Below are 22,009 nucleotides of genomic sequence, written 5' to 3'. Positions count from 1 at the left end.
CCATTATTTAAGAAATTACGGGATTGCTCTTATCGCCTAAAGAAATGGTAAAAGAAATAATTAGGCTCCAAGAATATTGGCGTCGACAAACCCGGTCAGACTAGCGCTTGTTTCAAATACAATATCATTACCACTGTCATAGCCGGCAGCATCGCCACTTTCTATAACCAAATACCTTTTACTGTCGCCTGTGACAAATGAAGTAATATCACCCGCGGTCGTCAAATTATTAGTGATGAACGTTGCATCTCCTAATGCGGTTGCCAGGTCTGAGTGCACCGTACTATCGAAGGTATAGCCGCCGCCGGAGTCGAGCTCCGCTTCGGTTATTCCGGCAATTCCACTTAAATCAATGACAGAGGCACTGACACCAACATTAAAAGAAATAATTTCGTCGATGCTTGTGGATGTAGATTGCGTCGTCGCTGTGTATATGAAGGTATTTGCGCCAGCCTGTCCACTCAGATAGTCAGCCCCTGCGCCGCCAGTGAATGTATCATCCCCGGCACCCCCCACGAAAACATCGTTTTGAGTACCTCCAACAAATACGAAAGTTCCATTGGTATCGAGTTGGCCGTTAACGCTCGCCCGGCTCGTCGTAAGTAAAGACGCATCAATAGTAAGTTGTGTCGAGCCGTTGTTGATGTCCGCAAGGTTAATAACCGAACTATATCCGTCGGTAAATTTTAATGTCTCAAACCCGGTAACGCCACCCATGTCAGCCGCGCTTACTGATGTAGCATCTAAAGCTCCATCAAAAATAAGAACATCACTGGATCCCTGGCCACCTGTAAGTGCATACGCCCCCAACTCATTGTACAGCGTGTCGCTATCCATCGTGAGGGTTACAACGTTGTTGGTTTCTGCATTGGCATTGACCGCAAATGTGGTCGTGCCAAGGGCTGTCGCGTCAATGGAAATATTGTTAGCGTTGTTAGCTACTGTCAATGTGCCCCACCCTGAATCGGAATCCAGAACGTAATTCTCAATATTAGCCAGGGTCGAAAGTGAACCCCCACCATCAACATGCAATGTCTCAGTTCCTGCGGCGGTGATGGCCCCTGTGAAGCCGGCATGGTGGGTATTTTGGATGGTAACCGTGCCTCCAGTGGCTATGGTCAGATCTTCGATCTCAGTAAGAGCGACACCAGTGCTCAGTGACGCGCCATTTGCCAATGAAAGAACATCGTTCACCGTCCCTTCTCCAACAATATCTCGGGTAAAAGACCCACTTACGAGGAAGGTCACGGCGTCGGTGGTTGAGTTTGCGGTGGTTGTATACGAGGTGGAGGTAAGGGTAACCTGACGAGCGTCAGTGCTTGAATCTCCTATGACATAAGTGCCAAAAACAGATTTCGCAGACACATTGCCATCGCCAGTAATATTTATGGTTTCGGCTCCGGCCCCTGTGATGGTACCGGTGAAGGCCTCATGTTGCACAGCCGTCATGGTAACGGTGGAATTCTGGAACACCGTTAAATCTACAATATTGTTAAGGGTGGCACCTGAGATGTTAGCGCCGTCACTTAGCCAAATGTTGTCACTGGCATTTGCATCTCCAGTAAGCGTTCCGGTAAAAGTGGTTGATCCGGTGACAAAACTAATAGCGTCACTGGCAGATGAGGCGGTTATAATGGAAGAGGAATCGACATTGAGGTTAATAGTGCGTGTGTCAGTGCTGTCATCTCCAATTACGTATGTATCTACCGTTGTAGTGTAAATGGTGCCATCACCCGTGATGTTCATTGTTTTGGAAGATGCACTCGCCGCCGTCAGGGTAAAGTTACCATTTCCACTATTGCCATGGTTTGCCGCTAAGGCATTAACCGTCACGGCACCTGTAGCGGATGTGGTAATCGAGGTCGTGGCTGACAAGTCGCCTACTGTGTAACTGCGATCTCCCGTACCTCCTGAACCCGTGATCGTCAAACCATCTTGAGCGGCGGATGCATCCAAAAGTCCAGTTGAGTTGAAATTGGTGACGACAAAATCTGTAAAGGTGTTGCCGGTGAGGGTGATTGTTTGGGCACCCGTCATGGCGGCGGCGTTTATAGTGATCGTGTCAGAACCCAGGCTAGTGGTAAAAGCCAAGTTACCGCTACCAGCAGTAACCGTAAGAGCATTGTCAGCAAGGTCCGTGGTTGACGCAATTGTAAGAGAACCACTGAGATTAGCAGCATTAAAGTCGCTTTTCAGGTTTGCGACAGCGACATTGGCAGCACTGCCAGCAGTAATCGTGAACGATGATGCCTCGTCCGTGCCAGCCGCATCGATTGAAACTGTGTCGCCCGATGTTGTGGCTTTCAGCGTCATACCCTGAGAGCCGGCAGCAATGGCTATCGTGTTATCGGAAGCGTCACCAGTCGTCACATTCAAAGTACCGGTGTTACTGTTGGTTCCTATGTCCCCAATGAGGCCCGTAACAACATAGTCTTGTGAGCCACCAAGTGTCAGGGCCGCACCGTTGGAAGTGCTGGAGGCATCGATGGTAACGCCACCCGTGGCGGCACCGGTGATGGTGGTGGTGCCGGTACCCGTATCAACTGTAATGGCTGAAGACGTTGTCACCGTGGTCAGGGTGACGGAGGAGGACATGGCTTGAGCATTTAAGTGTATCGTCGTGCCATTGGTAAAGGTGCCACTTAGTACCGGGGTGGCCCCACCGGAAAACACACTTGCAAACACAGTTTGTGTCATATCGACAATGATGGCCCCGCCAGGATCGCCAGTCAGGGTTAAGGTGGCGCTGGAAGCCGTGGCCGTAAAACCAAAGCCCAATATGTTGGCGTCGGCCAGGCTCGAGATATTGGTGAAGATGGAAGCCGTGCTGCCGTTGCTTTGAACCATCTTTATGATGAAGTCCTCACCGGCGTTAAACTGGTTAAGGTTGGTTCCATCTTCAATAACGAGGAAAGCCTCACCCCCGGAGGTGAAGAAGGATACGTCTCCTGCGTCGGCGAGTGTTAATGCCAGAGAATCGGCAAAGGTCTCGGCGCCATCGTCGGTGACAGTAAAGGTGTCGGCATCCATTTCCGCTTCGGTAATGGCGGTGAAGGCAGATATATCAAGGACGTCACCTTGAGAAACATCTATATGGATGGCATCCAGGTTTGACGCTGTAGCGTTGGAGTTGTCGGTTCCGGATGCTCTGGACATATAAACATCGGCACCTGTTCCACCGACCATGGCATCAGCGCCTTGACCACCGGTGATGGTGTCGACACCTCCACCCCCAAAGTAGGATATACTGGTACTTGTTTCAGCAGATGCATCAATTGTTACGGCTGCACTTGTTACGCTCGTGGCGCTGATTGTCAGTGCCCCACTGGTTGGATCATTGTTGGCGCCAAGGGTTATGTTATATGCCGCATTTGTTCCCAGCGACCAGGTTTCCCAGCCTGACACATTAGCCAGCTGAGAGACTGTCAGCGTGCCTCCACCAAGGAGATTTAAAGTATCTGAATCAGCGCCACCTGAGATGGTGGCCTTGACGGTAGAAGCCGTCGTATCCACAAAGGTATTGGTATACAGGCTTACGATGTCATCTCCGGCACCGGCATCAAGGGTCATTATTCGTGTGTTGGCATCCCCTGTTATCGTATCGACCCCGGTCCCTCCGTTAAGAGTATTTAGTCTTGCACCATAAAGATTGATCGTATCAACACCATCCGTTGCGGTGAAGGAACCAACATCCCAAAGGTTGTTGTTTAAAAGTCCGGAGCCGCCAGATACAAGAGCCGTGGTTTCATACTTCTCGTCAAAACTGTCATAGAAACTGAACAGTGTCGCAGCAATGCCGGTGGTCGTCGTGCCACTAATCAACGAGCTATAGTCAAAGAGGTTAATGCCATCATCAGGTATCCCATCGTTGGCAACCCCCGCCCCGGTTCCGTCATCAACATTGTCTGTCCCCGTAATTCCGCCAATCAGAAGAGCATCCATGTTCACTGAAATATTAAAGGTATCGCCACCGCCCTTACCAAAGACGATGGCTCCGTCCATGCTTTGGGACAGGTTGATAGTGTCGCCACTGCTGGTGCCGGCAATGACGTAGCCAATATCATTCGTTTCAAGTGCGGGCATGACGATGATGTCCCCGGAATCAGCGTCTGTCGGTGTTGCCGATAAATCCGCTGAGCTCTGGCTGGAATAACCGCCGGTAAGGGAGGAAACAGTGGAATCTGCGAACAGATACTGGGTGACATCCGAGAATGTGATGGTCTGGTTAGGTGGGGAGCCGGTGGCTGGTGCGGAACCTTCGGCGGCGCTAAAGCCATTCCATATATCGACCGTTCCAGTGCCCAGGGTGGTGGCGTCTGTGGTTACTTTTATCTTGATGTTATCAAGCGCGTCGAACGACATCTGATTGCTGCCGCCAAGGTCGGTGATGGTGTCGACCCCGCCGAGGGAGGCATAGGAATAATAAAAATTGGTATTTTCAGAAGTTCCCTCTTCCGTGTCATCGCCAGTGGTAAAGGTTACCTGATCGGTAAACGACGATTGGGATTCAACTTCTTGTGGGGGTGGCGCGTTGGGGTCATCGCCGTGATCGATAATGTCAAAAACATTTCCCAGGTCGAAAATTTCACCGATCAGCGGATCGAAGGTGTCGCCGCCGAAGGGATCGTTGAAGAAATCATCCCCGGCACCGCCATAAAGATTGTTGCCGCCATCGAAGAACGGGTCGCCGCCACCGCCAAAGAATGGGTCACCACCGCCAAACGGATCGCCACCACCAAACGGGTCGCCGCCGCCGAAGAAGGGGTCACCACCACCGAAGAAGGGGTCGCCACCACCAAAGAATGGGTCGCCGCCGCCAAAGTTCGTGCCGTCGCCACCACCCGTATTGCCACCACCGTCAAAACCGCCCGGCGCATTGGGATCGCCGCCAGTGCCCCCCGGTGCGTTGGGATCGCCGCCGAAACCGCCGTCAGGGGCGTTTGGATCGCCGCCAAAGTTTCCGCCTTGTTGATTGGGGTCGCCGCCGCCGTCGTTGAAATTATCGCCAAACTGGTCTTCCGTCGCCTGCATGGCTGCCGCCATCGCTTCTTCGGGGCTGGCACCACTAGCAAGGGCGTCATTGAATGCTTGTTCCGCTACAGCCCGTTCAGCAGCGATATCTTCGGGGCTATCGCCCTCTGCGGCTAACTGCGCGGCAGCAGCGTCTGCGGCAGCGGCAAAGACTTCCTCTGCCGAAGCGCCTTCTGCAATAGCCTCGCGGGCGGCTTCCTCAGCTGCCTGGTCAACGGCGTCGCCTTGCCCATCACCTGCCTGCTGTTCGCCATCGGGGTTTCCGTCACCGCCATCACCTTGTTGCCCGCCATCGGGCGGGGCTTCACCGTCCGCAGGTGCCTCGCCATCCGGGGGTGCGTCGCCATCAGCTCCCGGGGGAGGTGGTCCACCAAACTGGGCAAAGGCCTGAGCCTGAGCCTGAGCCTGCACTTCGCTATTAGCGTGCTCGGCTTCTGCTGCAGTCGTCTCTGCCTCTGCTGCCGCTGTTTCCGCTTCCGCTTGTGCAGTCTCCGCTTCCGCCTGAGCGACTTCAGCCGCCGCTACCTGAGCTTCCGCTTCCGCGGCTTGGGCTTCAGCTTCTGCCTGGGCTGTTTCAGCTTCTCCTGCCAGAGCTTCGGCTTCTGCGGCTTGCGCTTCGGCTTCAGCTAGAGCCGCTTCATCGCCAGCCGCTTCAGCCTCGGCAATGGCGGCCTCCGCTTCAGCCGCTGCTGTTTCTGCTTCTGCGGCTGCAGCCTCGGCTTCCGCTTGGGCCGCCTCAGCATCAGCCTCGGCCGCTGCCGCTTCAGCTTCAGCCGCGTCGGCTTCCTCACCGGCCGCCTGGGCATCAGCTTCTGCCTGGTCAGCAGCCGCTGCACCCTCTGCAGCATCATTGGTCGCCTTGGCGGCGACCGTGTTGGCTTGCATGGTCAGGGTAGAGCCGAAGTTTTCCTGGATCTGTTGTTGACTAAATACCACCGGCGGGGGCGGCGGCTGGAAGGCGCTGGTCATCTGTACCGTTGCCCCGGCCACGCTCATCACCACCGGCGGGCCACCGGATTGATTGGATATGGCCAGTTGACCAACAGACTGGTTACCCTGGGCGTCCGTCTCAGGGAGTAGTGAAATCGTGTTCTGGGCTCCTTCCTGGGCGGCCCGGCCGGCGACCTTGGTGCCACGAATACCAATAGTGGCGACAGGTGTCGTCACCGTCATGGCATCAGCGCCGGTCTTGGCGATCTCGCCACTGACAAAGGAGAAGACACCCTGAACAAGATTGGCGCTAAACGCCCCTTCCTGGGTGTCGGGAACGTATCTATTCTCAAGGCCCGCGTAGAGTCTCGGAAATTACTCGATAACCTTATATATTTAGCCAATTAACTTGCAAAATACAATTCTCACAGACTATCATGCTTCTCAGGAAATATCATTGGATCTCATGCACAACGTAGCAATTATTGCGGCAAATGGAATAGTCATCAATGGCCCTGTCAGAACGAAGCTTGAAAACTGCAAAGCCGAAAAAAACAGTTTACCGTATTCGCGACGTAAGCGGAGACGCCGCATCAAAAGGATTCGGCGCGACAGTTGCCCCGAACGGTTCAATTAGCTTTTTCATCTCTTACACCTCCCCGACTACGGGACGGCGTAGGCAGATCGGCCTCGGCAAATACCCCGGCGTGTCCCTCAAGGCAGCTAGGGAAAGGGCACGTGCAGCCCGCATGGTCGTTGATGGCGGTGCTGACCCCGTTGAAGAGAAAGCCCAAAAGGAAACCGAGAATCTCGGGTCTGTGGCCGATCTATTTCGATTTTACATTCAGAATCTCCAGATGGACGGGAAAGTTTCAGCGGGAGAGACTGCTAGATGCTTCGAGAAGGATATTCGGCCAATTATCGGTGCCAAGCGGGTCGCTGATGTAGGATTCGACGATATACTGGACGTTCTTAAGGTCGTCGCTGATAGGGGTGCCTTTAAGCAGGCCAACCGTGTCAGATCGTATCTTAGGGCGGCTTTTGAATTCGGCATCCACGCAAAGGGCATGGCGCAATGGCACGGCAAACTCCCCGAATTTGGTCTGCAGTTCAATCCTGTTGCGTTGACTAAGAGGATTGTGAAAGAGAGCGTGGGAAATCGCGCCCTTTCACGGGATGAGGTGAAAGCCGTTTGGAAGGGACTGGGTGCGGGCGAGGTAACCCTTCACACAGCCTTGGCCGTTAAGTTTCTACTCGCCTCTGGACAGCGTGTTCAAGAGGTGTTGCATGCTGAGTGGAGCGAGTTCGACTTTGATGAGAAAATCTGGGCGATGCCACCCGACAGACGCGGCAAGACTCGAAATACGGAGAGTGAACCGCACATTGTTCCTCTCTCCAAGCTCCACATTGATATATTAAAATGCATTAAAATGATTTCCGGTCGATCTAAATGGCTTTTTCCTGGCAGAAGTGGGCGGGGACCGCGAGGCCACGGCGGCTTCAATGGTGCCGTGGCTCGTCTATGTGTGAAGTTAAAAATCGTCAGTTTCACCCCGAGAGACCTGCGTCGCACATGGAAGACGCTGGCGGGGTCCATCGGTGTCGATCTGGAAATCCGAAATCGAATCCAGGGACACGCAATGACAGACGTGGGGTCCAGGCATTATGACCGCTGGGGTTACCTGCCAGAAAAACGCCATGCTATGGATCGCTGGGCCGTCTGGCTTGGTGAACTCGTTGCTTCTTCTAATAACGAGGAGAAAATCGTGTGAGCGACATTCCCCCATTCAGGCCTGGCCAGAGTGACCTCTCTTTATTTTGCCCTGATGGTGGTGACAAAGACGACTTCTCAACCAATTCAGAAATTCTTGTTTGGTATAACAAATGGCTTCGCGAACAGCCCAATCCAATGAAACCCTCAAAAGTTGAGAAGAAACTTAAAGCGCTCGACGCATACCTCGAAAACATCCCGGAGGAAATTTTCAATCTCTTAAGAGCGGCAGAAGGCATCAAACACGCCGAAAGAACTGCCATAGACCGTCTTAGAGCAGCTATCAACAACATCGGGATCGTTGAACAGGGCGATGCTGCTTCATATAAAAAGCGACTAGGAGCGAAAGGAATTGCCGGCAAATCAGTGATCGTCATGAGCCATGAGGGTAACAAAACTCTGTCCCGTATGGATATCGTCATAACAGCCGCATGGATTTATGAAAAAAACAACGGGATTGTTGACGGCGATGAGGAGGGGTTTGTGGCTTACCTCAACGAATTAATTGAATCTGTTGAGGGAGAGAAAGTCAAAGGGCAGATGAACGGGAAGAGGCTGGCAAGTTACTACCTCAACGACTGGAAAGAATAGTAGCCAGCGCAATGCGCGCGCAGTTCCGCCAACTACCGCTACACCGGGGCAGTGCTTTCAAACTTATTTTTTAATAAGATTCCAGCACTGAAGCTAATGTCCATAAGAGTTGATGTCGGTACCTAAAACAGATTATGCTTACCGTTCGGTAGAAACTGAGAAAACATACAGGCACCAGTCATGGCACAATCCACCGCTTTATTTGACACCTCTGATGATGGTTCGATCTTCGACACACCCGAGGTTGGTTCGGTCCAGGTCTTGCAGGCTGACAATGGCGGTACAATAACCATTCCCGGTGACGCCTGGCTGCTGAAGGCTGATTTCTCGCCCCAGGGTTTCGATCTGCTGCTGACCGGCCCGGACGGCTCACAAATTCTGATCCGCGACTTTTTCAATCTTGACACTCCGCCCGACCTGATCACCGAGGCCGGTGGCATCATCCCCGCCGACCTGGCCATCAGTCTGGCCGGTCCCAGCGCGCCGGGGCAGTACGCCCTGTTACAGAACGGTCCCTTTGCCGAACTGGCCCAGGCCGCCGAATCCATCGGTCGGGTCGAAGCCACCGATGGTCTGGTCGAGGCCATTCGCATTGACGGTTCCAAGGTGTCCCTGGCCAAGGGCGACGATATTTTCCAGGGCGACACCCTGGTCACCGCCAAGGGCGCGGCGATTGGTATTACCTTCAGCGATGACACGACGTTTTCGCTGGGCGAAGAAGGCCGCATGGTCATCGACGAGATGGTTTATGACCCGGGGACCCAGGAAGGCCAGTTCAGCGCCAATCTGGTCCAGGGCGTGTTCTCGTTTGTCAGCGGCCAGATCGCCAAGACGAGCCCCGACGGAATGACGGTAACCACCCCGGTGGCCACCATCGGCATTCGCGGCACCAAGGTCGCCGGACGGGCGGCCCAGGAAGGGGCCGAAAACACTATCTCGCTGCTGCCCGAAACCGATGCTCAGGGCGTCCAGTCTGTGGGCCAGTTGTCGGTCACCAACCAGGGCGGTACGGTGACATTGAGCAGTGTCGGCGCGACGGTACAAATGACCAGTTCCTTCCAGGCCCCGCCACCACCGGTGGTGTTCAGCCCGCAACAGATTCAGCAGAATTTTGGTTCAACCCTGACCATGCAGGCAACGACGGTGGCCGCCAAAGCGACCAACGACGCGGTTGAAAATGCCCAGGAAGCCGAACAGGCCGCCGCAGAGGCCGAACAGGCAGGTGCGGAAGCCGAGGCTGCGGAAGCCGAGGCGGAAGCGGCGGCAGCCGAAGCCCAGGATGCACAGAACGAAGCCGATGCAGCGCTTGAGGAAGCCGAGACGGCGCGGGCGGAAGCCGAAGCGGCTGGCGACGAAGAAGCCATAGCGGCGGCGGAAGCGGCGGAAGCCGAAGCCCAGGCGGCCCAGGAGGAAGCGGAAACCAAGGCGGCCGAGGCCGAAGCTCAGATCGCCGAGGCCGAAGCCCAGGTAGCAGAAGCCGAAGCGGCGGAAGCCGAGGCGCAAGCGGCTGAAGCCGAAGCCCAAGTGGCGCAGGCCGAAGCAGAACACGCCGCCAACGAAATGCAGGCCCAGAGCGAGGCGTTCGCGCAGTTCGGCGGCGGGCCTCCCCCCGGTGCCGAGGGTGACGCACCGCCCGATGGCGAGGGACCACCCGACGGCGAGCCTCAGGCCGGTGATGGCGACGCCCCACCAGACGGCGAACAACAGGCCGATGGTGGCGAAGGCGGCGAAGGCGAAGGTGAAGGCCCGGAAGCGGTTGGCCCCGAAGGTGACGACGACGCCATAACCGCGGCGGCAGAGGAAGCCGCCCGTCAGGCCATCGCCGAAGGCGCGTCGGCGGAAGAAGTTTTTGAAGCTGCAGCAGACGCCGCAGCCGCCCAATTAGCGGCAGAAGGCGACAGCCCGGAAGATATAGCCGAGGAACGGGCAGTGGCAGAGCAGGCCTTCAATGACGCCCTGGCCGCAGGCGCCAGCCCAGAAGAGGCGATGGCGCTGGCGATGCAGGCGACTGAGGACCAATTTGGTGGCGATGATGGCTTCGATGACGGTGGTCCTGGCCCCGGCGGTCCCGGTCCCGGTGACGACCCCAATGCACAGGATGGTTTTGGTGGCGACCCCAATGCACCGGATGGCGGCGGCACGTTTGATGGCGGCGGCACAAACGATAGCAGTGGCACGAACGATGGCGGGGGCTTCAATGACGGCGGCGGTGACTTCTTTGGTGGAGGCGGCGACTTCTTCGGCGGCGGTGGCGATTTCTTCGGCGGCGGTGGCGACTTCTATGATGGCGGTGGCTTCTACGATGACGGCGGCGGCGGTTTCTATGGTGATACTTTATACGGCGGAGGCGGTGGAGATTACTTCGGCGACCCCTATGGCGATCCGTTCGGCGGCGATGTCTTCGATCCGCTGCTGGGCGAATTCTTCGACCTGGGACAGACCTTTGATATTATCCATGATGATAATCAGGAGCAGCAACAGGTTGTCACCCAGACCGACTTTGCCGAATTTTTCACCGGGACATCGTCGATCGACAATTTCGCTGGCACCAGCCTGAATACAAACTTCTATTTCGCCAAGGCGGCACTGGGCAGCGACGATGTCATCACCGATGCCGGCGGTTCCAACCAGATGGCCTTTGATGGCCTGGACAGCACCGTCCTAAAATTCACCATCAACGGAAGCGATGCGACAAAGGGCAATGTTGAAGTATGGACCGCGTCGGGCACCACCTATAACTTGGATACCAGTTATGGAGGAGACGTTGGAGACCCAGGTGGGACGGCCTCGACCATCGATTTCACCAATGTCAGCCAGTACCTTTTCGCCGATGATGACGTTCCCTCCCTTCAGGGGGATTATTCCGCCCAAACCGAGGTCGATCCGTCGGCGGCGACTGAGGCAGATGATCAAGGCGATATTATCGTCATGCCGTCATTGGATGTCGGAGATGTCGGATATGTCGTTGCCGGGGGCTCCGGCAATGATGTATTCACCCTGAATGATATAACGTCAGGTACGGGCGGAATGGACGGCATTATCGTCTTCGGCAAGGGCGGCGGTGACACCTTTAATATTGCGGCCTCGTTTGACGGCCTGCTGATCGGCGGCATTACCAATACAGATAATCAGGATGATGGAACCGGTGGAAAGCCTTCAGGTGACGGCATTCCCGACGACGGCATCAACACGTTTAGCTATTCAGCCATGTTCACCGGCCAAGGCACCACCGGCGTCAGCGCCACCATTGCCGGTTACACATCGACCTATTGGAATGGCAGCAGCAACGTCACCGAGACCGAGACCAGTGCCGTAGTTAACAATTCAGCGACTTCCTTGAACAACATGATCTGGGATATCGGCCATTTCATCGGATCGAAGGGCGACGACGAAATCAACTTCAATTCCGGCAGCCTGAACACCCTGGAAGGCGGTACCGGCGATGACAACATTGTGCTCGGTTCAACTGCTAAATTATATACCCTTACTGGTGGTGCAAATACTGATTCTCTGACCTTGAATACTTCTGGCGCATACACTTTTGCCGCCGTAACCATGACAACCATTGAAACGATCATTTTTAATTCCGGTGGAAACACGGTGACCGTGGATACGGCCGACATGGCTGACGTCACTACACTAACCGGAAACTCTGGAACAGACTTACTACAACTGTCCGATGCCAGCACCGCCCTTGATCTTACAATCGGATCTAAGGCCATCACCGGCGCCGTCGGCATTCAGCTTGGAACCGGTGGCGATAACCTGACAGTAGCCGCTGCTCAACTCGACTCGGCAACGGAACTTACAGTAATCACCGGGGGCTCCGGGACCGACATACTGACCTTGGGTGCTTCGGGTGCATTTACCTTGGCCAACACAGCAGTAACGGACATCGAAACGATCGTCTTCAACAGCTCGGGTAATACACTGACAGTGGATACAAACGACATGGTCGATATCACCACGATCACCGGCAGCGCTTCAACTGATATCCTGCAACTGGCCGATTCAAGTACAACCCTTGACCTGACATCCGATATGAAAACTTTTACCGCCAGTGTTGAAATCCAACTCGGGTCCGGTGGCGATAACCTGACAGTCGCAGCCTCACAGCTGGACTCATCAAGCGAAATCACGGCCATCACCGGTGGTGCGAACACTGATACCCTGACTCTTGGGGAAACGGGTACCTACAGTCTGGCAAATACAACTCTTAGCGCGGTCGAGACGATTGTCTTCCATTCCAGTGGTAATTCGCTGACGGTTGATGGTGCCGACATGACCGATGTGAATACGGTCACTGGCAGCGCCGGCACCGATACCCTGATACTAAGCACCGCCGCAGGTTCGGGCATCACGGTATCCAATGTCGATAACATTACGACGGCCAGTGGCGCTGATGGCCTGACAATCACCGGAGCAGCGAATGTAACAATTACCGAGAGTGCCGGTGTCGGCGACACCTATGCCCTGAACGGAACGGGGAACCACACGATTCAATATGCGGATGCTTCAACTCTAGCCGGAACATTTGAAACCATCACCGGTTGGGACTCCTCTACCGATGCTCTGGCTTTCGAAGCAAGCAGCTACATAGGTGACGCTGCAGGACTCTTCGACGGTGGCGGCGTCCTGCTAAGCGCAGGCTCTTTCGCGAGTGGTTCTGGATTGACGACTTCAAACGGGGCGGCAGTATTTTTCTTCCAAGATACAGACACTGGCATCGTGCGCTATGACGCCGACGGTAGCGATGCAGCAGTCGCGACCGTTCTGGAAATCGCCGATCTTGATGCAACTATTACATCAGCTGACATCACAGGTTACGTTTAATCACCCCATTAGGCGACAGGCGGACAATGGGTTTTTTTCTGCGCAGAACCAGGCGAATAAAAAGAACATTTCTCCCAAATTTCATGTCTTTTTAGACATTTCCCTGTTTTGCACAGGGATAATTAAATGCTAGCCTACTTTCATGATTAACTTGAAAGATGTCGCGCTTCATTTGGGCGGCGTGCGCGCCGTCGATGGAACCAGTTTTGATATCCGCAAGGGTACGATCACCGGCTTGATCGGCCCCAACGGGGCCGGCAAATCCTTAGGATCGTAAGCTCACGGCCTCATGGACTGCTGGTTCTATGTCGCTGCCTTTTCAATCCTATCGGCACGCCGATACCTAGCCCACCTCAATCTCTGAGCATCACCTATCCGTTTTTTCCCAGCCACTGTCTTTGGCCCAGTGTTCCCAGTGCCACCATGCCAACCGCAACGCCCACGGGGGCCGTCACCTGGAACTTTGGCGGTATTGAGGCATAGTTTCCCTCCAGCCTTTTCAGCCAAGCAGTATTTTCCTTCACGGTAACGGCGGATGAGCTTCCAGGCCAGACCGTACTGGCCGTTTTGTTCGTCTATGCGTTTGATGATGTGCAGCTTGAAGAAGTTCGGCAGGTCCGGATTGTTGCGGACAGGGTGCAGATCAATATTGGTCATTTGTCATCTTCCGGTTTGGCCAACCGAAAATTTGCCTTGGCCATCTCACCGCCCAGGTTGAAGTGATTGATTTTCGTTGCCATCTCAGCTTTGATTTCTGATTGGACGACAAGGCCCAAGAGCCGGCAAAAAGTTGGCGGATCGCGCATTGCCAACTCGTCCAAATAGGCTTCCCCGCCAACTCGTTCAAACGATGCTTTGATTTCATCAAGAATTTCAGATGTTAGTTTGGCCACTTTCTAGCCTCCGTAGGAGTAGGTTCTCAACGCGTAATGAAACTTACTAGTTATATCATGTCATCAGGCTAATCGGCTCACTAACCGTGAAACTTGAACGGCACCCCACGCTCCGCCCCTGGCCGTCACAATGCCAGCCTCGTTAAGCGCCTTTGCCATGTCCCTGAGCGACATATCATCCTTGACCATTGGCTCGACTAGGTTCCGCAGTTTTTCCGCACGGTCCTGGGCGTTCTTTTTCAGGGCGATATTTCGTTTCATTGTCTTGTCGCGTAGGCCACCCAGCTTGACGCCACGGGCCTTGGCTTCTGCCAGTGCGCCTTTGGTTCTAATAGATATGAAATCACGCTCCTGCTCCGCCAGGGCTGCGTATATGTGAAGCGAAAACTTGTCAGCGGTTGGCATGCTGGCGACGGTTAATTTCAATGCCTTGTCGTCCATCAATGTGGATATGAACGACACCTTTCGGCTCAGGCGATCCAGCTTGGCGACCAGCAATGTCGCTTTGTGTTTCTTCGCCAGGGCAATGGCTTCTTTCAGAATTGGCCGGTCGGCGTTGGTTCCAGTCTCCACCTCAACAAAGTCACCGACGATCTCCCAAGGTTCCTCGCTGTAGTTGTCGAGGAACAGCTTTATGTCGCGCTCTTGGGCGCTCAAGCCCAAACCGCTCTTGCCCTGTTCCTTGGTGCTGACGCGCTTGTAAGTCACATACCGTTTCATGGCGATGGCTCCTATATCGGTGTGAGATCAAGATATAGGATGCGTGTGACAATTGTCAATGTTGGTTGTGCATGTAACAGGAAGTAGATAACTGACTACCTGAGCGTAAAAGTCGTTTGTTAAGATCAGGAAAAGTCGAGGCCGGGGGTGCCGGTCGGGGCGGCATCGGCGATTGCCGCCTTGAGTTGTACGTGTGGTAGAGAGTATCGGACTGCTCGCATATATTTTTTATAAAGAATTGGCGCTTTTTATTGAGGCGTTGCCTCGTAAGTCGTAACCGCAACATTATTATATTTTGTAGTTTGAGAACTACTATCTGCCTGCGATGCAACGTCTATGGGGAATATCTCAACCGCAACACTCAAGCCTGTACGCTCAGAAAGCCAGCTTTCAGGGTCATGGATGAGATGAGGATCAAACAGGAACTTGAACTTCAATGCCCGTTTGTCGGGTCGTTCGACCCTGGCCTGGGCGAATACCATTCTCGACAGAGCGCCGAAGGCTAGAGGCTTCAAACCCCACACATTAACAAGGGTCTCAATTGAACCGACCAGTGGAGAGGTCGTCGCTTTGCTGCTAAATGGCCTCAAATCCCTACTATATATATTTAATAGGGAACTGAGGCCATTTAGCTGATCTTTTGAGTTTTCATTGAGCATATTGGCCTTTGGGCATTTTGCCCGTGCGTTTCTGGCTGCCATCTTTACCGTTTTCAGTGTCGGCCATAAATCAGAGTAAATAATGGCTGCGGCTGCGGGTCCGTCAGGTAAAAGCCCAAGGGCCACCATCTCCTCAATCCGGCCCGGCGCGTTATCATCCCAGCGCACTGGCTGGCTCACTTCCATCGGCAAACAGACATTGCTCAGAACATCCAGTTGCAAGGGCGTCTCCGCCGACCGATTAACGCCGCGGCCACGACCTCCGCATTGGATTAACTCAGCCTCGCATATCTGCCAGCGCACGGCCTCGACCATCGGGTCAGAATGTTGCTCGCCCTGGACCGACAATCCGACGCCGTTACCAACATCAACGCCAGCCGATTGACGGGGATACCAGTTGCCGTCTCTGACCTTCTCAACGGCCCAGCCGGTCAGGTTCTCCGTCAGCACCTCAACATCAACTGGCGGCGGCAATGTGCGCCCAATCAACATCAAACACCTGACATCGCCCCAGCGGTCAATTCCGCGTGTCGCGTTAAAGTGGGCAACCTCGACGTTGTCAGGCAAACCTAAATCCAGAAGATACTGCTCTAGGGCTTGCTGGCAGATAACCAACACGTCGATGCCATCAGCCCCTTGATCGCGAAACTCGGACGCCCGCAACAGAATGAACCGATACACCTCCCTGGCGCGGTTCTCACGACGTTTAAGCTCGTCAGGCTCCAAGCCCTCGACAGGGATACACATGGACGCCGAGAATGCTTTGTCGATGGTTTGCATCACCGTCACATTGGGCTGAATAGCCTCAATAGCAGGCGGCGCGACGATCTCATGCTTAGGGAAATACAATTGCACCAATTCAGGTGACGATGTCGCGTCCAGACAAACGGCTAAACCGTCAAACCAACCATCCTTAATCGACGCCCGTCCACCGACGCGAACGATGGCGTCACCATCTGCGTTGGTGTCTCGAACCAACCAACCGGATTTTTGTTTCCAATCACTGCTAACCAGCGCCAGAAGTGCCTTCCAGAAATCAACCCGCAACCTCATCCGCTTCAACGCAGCCGCAGAGCCTAACACTGCGAGGAGTTTCCCTCGGGGCATCCCTGGATAGACCGGCGAACGAACAACCGTTTGCCATTCAAGCCGAATGGCCTCGGCAACCTCGCTAGCTGAGAGTTCCCACATTGACCGACCACTCAAATTCCCGTCAGGGCTTTCGATAACCGCGGCAGCTGCAATTTCACGATACTGATGCAGCTTTTTGGTCAACTTTTCATCAGGACGCAATTTGCCAAGAACCTCTTTTGCATAAACCTCATCCTTATTCTTCCTGAGTTCCGACATCCGCAACGCCCGACGCGGCTGCTCCCCATCAAAAGCAAACTGCTCATCAATGATCAGCAATCCCCGCGAATTGATAGCCTGCATCAGGTGGAACAGCGACTTGTGCGGAACGACAACGACATCGCAACCGCTCAACACGTGCAATTGGTCATAGTACCCACAGGTAAAGAAGAACTCACACTTTTGGTATGGCGTCCGACACATTGACGCCTCCACCGGGAGACCAGCGTCAACACACCGCTGGACACTGTCAACCTCTTCGCACATAGGATGTTCGCCGGTTTCCTTATCCTCGTACAACCGGCCTCGAAACGGCCCTGCTGACAGCCCAGCCCCTCGCGCACGTTCGACAGCCTCATCCGCTAACTTGTGCGTCGGTACTGCCAACACGGCCCTGGTGAGACGCTGATAGGCAATTCGGGTGGTATCTGACAGCTTGTTAGCCTCGGCGGCGCTCTTATCGGCCTTGAGCAAGACCAGAGCCGTATCACGGATGTATTTAATCAGCTTGAACGCCTGTTCGGTTTTGCCAAGACCAACACCGACGGCCAAACTTAATACTGCTTTAGGCAGCTGGCCGGGCGCATCCAGCTCGCCGAATTCCAAATCTCGCCAAACCAATCCACGAATTTCTGCTTCGCCCGCTGCTGGGTCATATTCGACGCCTTTTCTCTTAGCGGATTTTTTTGCAACAGCTTCCAGCTTTTCAAAGGTCTTTTGATACTCGGTTTGGTAATGCTTGTTCACCCGCTCCCATTCGGCCAACGCTTCGAAATGCTGGTCAGCGGCGTCCCACATGTGCGCCTTTATTTCACCCCGTGCCTCTTCTGGTGTCATAGTCGGGGTTGGATATTTTGGCGTCGTGACGGCTTGGCAGAACTTACTCATCGCCGTGTCGATGTTTTGGTCGAGATAGCCGTCGCTCAGGTAGTGAGGAATGTTGGTTCGACCTGCATGCTTCGGAGCATTATTAATGGCATCCCGTAAACGCGCCTTGAGCCATTCAGTGTCGATTTCCCACTCGAATTTTCCGTAGACATAACTAGAGGCCGCCGCGATAAGAACATCGTGAAAGCGAGATAGCCCTTCGCCGTCGCCCAGGAATTTGAGTTTTTCTTCAAATCCGTGAACTGACCCTGTCGGCCCTTTGCCGATGGTTCTATAAGCTGACGCAACAGCCTCCGGCGGCAACACGGGTAACGAAACCTCGGCCTTATCCAGCCTGACCAGTCCTATTCGCTTTGAAAGATGATCTTTAATGCCATCCTCGAAGATAGGGGCGGCAATATAGTGAACTTGAACAGTTTGGAAGGGGCGTGGATCAACGGCGGGTGCTTTTAGCACATGGTACGTCTTCAACTCATCTTGCCAGACGGGCCTGTCCAGAATGAACCAGATATGGATGCTCAGGAGGCCATCATCTTTAAGCCCCGCACTCGATGACAGTTGCCACACAAAACTGACATCCTGATAACAATCAGGTAAAAACTTGCCGATAGCACGTTTGACGGTTTTTACAGGAGTATTTATCAGGTCAATGCCGTCGAGCGGTTGCTTGTCGATGTCAATCATCAACCAATTGCGCGGACATTCCTCAAAATGCGCTGTGTCGCCCCATCTGGAGACATCCTTCCGCAAGTGGATAATGCCGTCAGGGTCCACATGGCCGCGCAACGCGCCTCGCACAACTGCGGCTTTTGGGTTTTTGCTATCCTCTTCCAGCACCTCGAACAGAGATTGGATGTCAGGAACATCTCGAAACGACAGCCGCCATTTCCATTGCTTCTCAAATCCTTGAATTACCGCCAAAACACCATCAGCATTTTTGCCAATGGTCTTGGTCGTCGGGCGGCGTCCAGTTGCCACAGGCATAACTGTCGGGGAGTGGCTATCAGCCTTAGTTAGAGGCTGGTCAGGATTGAAATTAGAGGGCTTTTCGACTAAGTTCATCTATCACGTCTTTACTATTGCCCTCGTATCTGTTGGTGCAGTGCGGGGGCATTTTCGTGCCGACCACTAAACGAGGGGTTTTTGGGGGAGGGGAGAACCAGGCATTTATGTTAAAGCCACCACGGCATGGCTTTTGCGCCAGCTCGGAGGGTCTCGTTCCCATTCTTCAACCTCGGCAACTCGCCATGCACTTGCATGAGGGCCGACCTTGACGCTGGCGGGAAACAACCCCTCGGCAGACCAGCGGTAAAGTGTTGATTCAGCACGGTCGAGCCGTTTTGATAACTTGTTCATGCTGATGAAGGTGGGAGAAATGCCCGAAGCGTCAGGGATGCACTTTGAATTCGGGAATGTGTGGTTCTTTGTCATCGTGGCCTCTCTTGCTACTGCTGCAACTTCACGAGTTGTAGCGAGAGAGGAAAATACGTGATTACGGGAACGGCTTAGATGATGCCGTTTTCGTTTTTGGTTTGGTTATGACAGCGGGAATAGGTGATTGGCGACATCAATAGCGGCAAGGAACGTGGCAATTTATTTTTCAGTTGATAAATAACTATCTCGTTTTGCTAGATAATATACTGATATTGCTCGGTAAAATTAGGCAGATCGACATAATGCATCGCCGACTGGGTGTCTGCGTCATAGACCATCTCGTCAATGACCATGCGGCCTTCTTCACCCAGAGAGAAGGTGGTGTCGTCGACGAAGGTAATACCAATGGCGGCGCCCTTGGCCGTTACCAGCGTGTCACCTTGGAAGATGTCGTCGCCCTTGGCTAGTTCGACCTTGGTGCCGTCAACACGGATCGCTTCAACCACACCATCTGTTGCCTCAACCCGGCCAATGGATTCAGCTGCCTGGGCCAGCTCTGCAAAAGGGCCGTTCTCAAGTAAGGCAAACTGTCCGGGTGCAGCAGGGCCAGCAAGCTTTAAAGCAAGCTGTGCCGGGATCACACCGCCGGCGTCCGTCATCAAATCTGGGGGGATATCTAGATTAAAGTAATCACGGATCAAAACTTGAGATCCGTCAGGGCCGGTTAGTAAAAGATCGCTGCCTTGTGGGGTGAAGTCTGCTTTGAGGAGCCAGGAATCGCCTGGGATGGTTAAGGTTTCGCCATTGTAAGCCTGCAGCACTTGGATGCTGCCTGTGTCCACCTGATTTGATAGGGTCGCTGACTGGACCAAAAACTATACTTCCACTTAAGGCTTAAAGTTCAAACTTTAGGTCGGCAGTAGATTTATTGTCGTGTACATCAAGCTGTCACATATACTAGACATTCCAATAAGAAAATCAAAATTCTTTAATATTGTTCCGGTTGAACTAAGAAGAGCCAGTCAGAGATCGCCTACATTTAAAAGAGGGCCAGTGTTAACGAGAAAGCGCCTCTTCATTGAGTTCACCCATGGCATCAAGCAGGGTCATGCTGGCGACGGCGATATCAATCTCAGCGGAGGCGGCGTCAGAGCTAGAATTAATCAGCGCCGTCTCTCCCCCTAAGACATCAAGGAGTGAACGTCGACCAAGGGTGCGTTCTTTACGGGCAAACACCAGGAACTCGGCGGCAATATTGGCTTGGTTGCCAAGCATATCGGCATTGAGTTTTGCTGTTAGTAGTTGTTCCCAAGCATTGCGGGTGGCTTCTTCGATCGAGGTCTTGGCGTCCGCGTAACGATAGTTGGCAGCGTCGTGTGCCTTTGATGTTGCCTTTAAGGTGTTGGTGGCAGTGAAGCCCAAGTTGAAGGGGAAGCTTAATTGCACTTTGGCAAACACTTCTTGTTGGTAACCTGCTGTGGCGCTGACATCTTTTTTATGTTTCCAATCGACGATGCCGTCAATCGTTGGCCTGTAGCTGCTTGCCCTGGTGGCGTTTACGGCCTCCATGGCGATCTCACTGGTGATGTTATTGGCAACCAGAAAGGCATTGTTGCTAATGGCTAGCTTGACGGCTTCTTCAACGGTGGCCGGGACGAGGTCAACGGGTAACTTCGGCTTGAGCAAAGTGTCTGCGGGCCCTGGGTTTTTAAGAAAGACCCCGCGGTAGGCATTTTTGGCGACAGCCAAGCCACCTTCGGCACGAACCCTGCGTGCCTGGGCACCGGCAAACTGAACTTTTGCCTGTAAGACATCTGTTGTTAAACCGGCGCCGCGTTGAACCAGCGCATCCTCAAGTTCGGTTTGCTTTTTGATATTGGCTTCGGAGCGTTTGGCATAATCAAGGCCTTCGGCTGCGCGAATAACATTCATATAGGCAGTGAAGCCCCTTAAAAGAAGGCTCGACTTGGTTGACGTCAGAATTGCTTCAGACTGTAGTTGAGACAGGTTAGCTGTGCGAACGGCACTGTTAGTGGCACCGCCGTCCCAAAGACGTTGGGTGATGGTAAAATCGGCTTCCCGGGAGACCATGTTGGCAGGATCGGTTCCGGTTGGCTTGTTTTGGCGTTCACTGCCACCCGTTACTGTCACGCTTAAGGCCGGGTACCAGCCGCCTTTGGCGGCCAGTGCCGTCTCTTTGGCAGCCGTGACGTCAGACTTTGCTGCCATGATCAGATTGTGATTGCCGAGAAACTCTGGAAGCAACTCCGGCAGGGTCTCAGCTTGCAGGCTTGTAGACAGACAGACAGCCACAGAGCAAGCCATGACGGCACTGCATAGGTGAAGAGATGCTTTGGAGGATTTCACAAATAGGCGTGGCAAGAATCAAACCCCTTTATCTATAATAGCTTGTAATGGTTACAAATTACATCTGTCAACTCTAATAATAAGTATTTGGCAATGATCTGGCCGGTTATTATTCACGGATTCACGGGCTTGTTAAGAAATGAGAATGCTCTCTCTCCTTGTGGTCATATAGAGGGCTTTATACTAAGAGGGTACCCCAGGGGATGACGCTTGACGACCCGATCAGATTCTACTTTGGGTATCTCAGCATTTGGTTTGCTCATCTATTCTTGTCGTGTACGGCAACAAGAAATGTTCCAATTGCAACAACCTAGTTGCCGCGTACGACAACGCTCAAACATTCCGCTCCTGATGCCGTGGACGGCTCCCACCTAACGGCATAGCGATGCGCCAAAACGCCCCCATCAGTCCCACAGGATACAAAATATTAGATTTCTCTATACAGCCGCTTTTGGCTAATAGCGGCCGTTTAGAACTTTGCTGAATAAGGTCTGCTATAGGGGTAAAAGCAGACTGGTCTTTTTCATTTGAGAATTTCAGTTTTCAACTATCCGACCACTGATATTTAACAATTGAAATTGAACCAACAGGAGCAAAAAAAA

General features: G+C 53.6%; 11 protein-coding genes and 1 pseudogene. 4 read left to right on the top strand and 8 right to left on the bottom strand.

The genetic code is table 11. From position 1 onward, the window contains the following. Nucleotides 1-60: 60 nt before the first annotated feature. Nucleotides 61-6,204 (bottom strand): hypothetical protein, encoded by a 6,144-nt coding sequence (locus HOL66_05435; protein MBT5243665.1) that lies wholly within the window; start codon nt 6,202-6,204, stop codon nt 61-63. A gap of 266 nt (nt 6,205-6,470) precedes the next feature. Between HOL66_05435 and HOL66_05430 the strand changes: the two genes are divergently transcribed. The 4 genes and pseudogenes from HOL66_05430 to HOL66_05415 all read left to right on the top strand — a co-directional run bounded on the left by HOL66_05430 (nt 6,471) and on the right by HOL66_05415 (nt 13,421). Then, nucleotides 6,471-7,733 carry an integrase arm-type DNA-binding domain-containing protein gene (locus tag HOL66_05430; protein ID MBT5243664.1) on the top strand — a complete coding sequence of 421 codons (1,263 nt, stop codon included), beginning with the start codon at nt 6,471-6,473 and terminating at the stop codon, nt 7,731-7,733. Further along, nucleotides 7,730-8,323, top strand: a complete 594-nt coding sequence (locus HOL66_05425; protein ID MBT5243663.1) for a hypothetical protein — start codon at nt 7,730-7,732, stop codon at nt 8,321-8,323. Before HOL66_05430 ends, HOL66_05425 begins: the two co-directional genes overlap by 4 nt. A 180-nt stretch (nt 8,324-8,503) precedes the next feature. Further along, complete coding sequence (locus HOL66_05420) at nt 8,504-13,156, top strand: hypothetical protein (protein ID MBT5243662.1); 4,653 nt, start codon at nt 8,504-8,506, stop codon at nt 13,154-13,156. Nucleotides 13,157-13,298: 142 nt separating this feature from the next. Then, nucleotides 13,299-13,421 (top strand): annotated as a pseudogene (locus HOL66_05415) (ATP-binding cassette domain-containing protein). 38 nt (nt 13,422-13,459) lie between these two features. Here the strand turns inward: HOL66_05415 and HOL66_05410 are convergent. From HOL66_05410 to HOL66_05380, 7 genes are all read right to left on the bottom strand, one after another. Further along, complete coding sequence (locus tag HOL66_05410) at nt 13,460-13,813, bottom strand: hypothetical protein (protein MBT5243661.1); 354 nt, start codon at nt 13,811-13,813, stop codon at nt 13,460-13,462. Beyond that, entirely contained in the window at nt 13,810-14,049 is a 240-nt protein-coding gene (locus HOL66_05405) for a hypothetical protein (GenBank protein ID MBT5243660.1), read from the bottom strand. Before HOL66_05405 ends, HOL66_05410 begins: the two co-directional genes overlap by 4 nt. A 63-nt stretch (nt 14,050-14,112) precedes the next feature. Next, nucleotides 14,113-14,769, bottom strand: coding sequence for a recombinase family protein (locus HOL66_05400; protein ID MBT5243659.1), 657 nt, complete (start codon nt 14,767-14,769; stop codon nt 14,113-14,115). 248 nt (nt 14,770-15,017) lie between these two features. Next, nucleotides 15,018-18,728, bottom strand: a complete 3,711-nt coding sequence (locus tag HOL66_05395) for a hypothetical protein (protein ID MBT5243658.1) — start codon at nt 18,726-18,728, stop codon at nt 15,018-15,020. Nucleotides 18,729-18,833: 105 nt separating this feature from the next. Further along, on the bottom strand, nt 18,834-19,097 hold the full coding sequence (locus HOL66_05390) for an AlpA family phage regulatory protein (GenBank protein MBT5243657.1): 264 nt from the start codon (nt 19,095-19,097) through the stop codon (nt 18,834-18,836). A gap of 197 nt (nt 19,098-19,294) precedes the next feature. Further along, nucleotides 19,295-19,699, bottom strand: coding sequence for a hypothetical protein (locus HOL66_05385; GenBank protein ID MBT5243656.1), 405 nt, complete (start codon nt 19,697-19,699; stop codon nt 19,295-19,297). Between the two features lie 397 nt (nt 19,700-20,096). Continuing rightward, a complete protein-coding gene (locus HOL66_05380) occupies nt 20,097-21,353 on the bottom strand; it encodes a TolC family protein (GenBank protein ID MBT5243655.1) in 1,257 nt (418 codons plus the stop codon). Nucleotides 21,354-22,009 lie beyond the last annotated feature (656 nt).

The organism is Rhodospirillaceae bacterium, from assembly GCA_018662005.1.
In the GTDB taxonomy this organism is placed as follows: Bacteria; Pseudomonadota; Alphaproteobacteria; order Rhodospirillales; family JABHCV01; genus JACNJU01.
This window is presented reverse-complemented; position numbering and strand designations above follow the sequence as displayed.

Bases quoted from the DNA above. Each gene is read 5' to 3' on its own strand.
- HOL66_05430 (MBT5243664.1), top strand. From the start codon at position 6,471: ATGGCCCTGTCAGAACGAAGCTTGAAAACTGCAAAGCCGAAAAAAACA.
- HOL66_05385 (MBT5243656.1), bottom strand. From the start codon at position 19,699: ATGACGGACGCCGGCGGTGTGATCCCGGCACAGCTTGCTTTAAAGCTT.
- HOL66_05435 (MBT5243665.1), bottom strand. From the start codon at position 6,204: ATGACGGTGACGACACCTGTCGCCACTATTGGTATTCGTGGCACCAAG.
- HOL66_05400 (MBT5243659.1), bottom strand. From the start codon at position 14,769: ATGAAACGGTATGTGACTTACAAGCGCGTCAGCACCAAGGAACAGGGC.
- HOL66_05410 (MBT5243661.1), bottom strand. From the start codon at position 13,813: ATGACCAATATTGATCTGCACCCTGTCCGCAACAATCCGGACCTGCCG.
- HOL66_05420 (MBT5243662.1), top strand. From the start codon at position 8,504: ATGGCACAATCCACCGCTTTATTTGACACCTCTGATGATGGTTCGATC.
- HOL66_05390 (MBT5243657.1), bottom strand. From the start codon at position 19,097: ATGACAAAGAACCACACATTCCCGAATTCAAAGTGCATCCCTGACGCT.
- HOL66_05395 (MBT5243658.1), bottom strand. From the start codon at position 18,728: ATGAACTTAGTCGAAAAGCCCTCTAATTTCAATCCTGACCAGCCTCTA.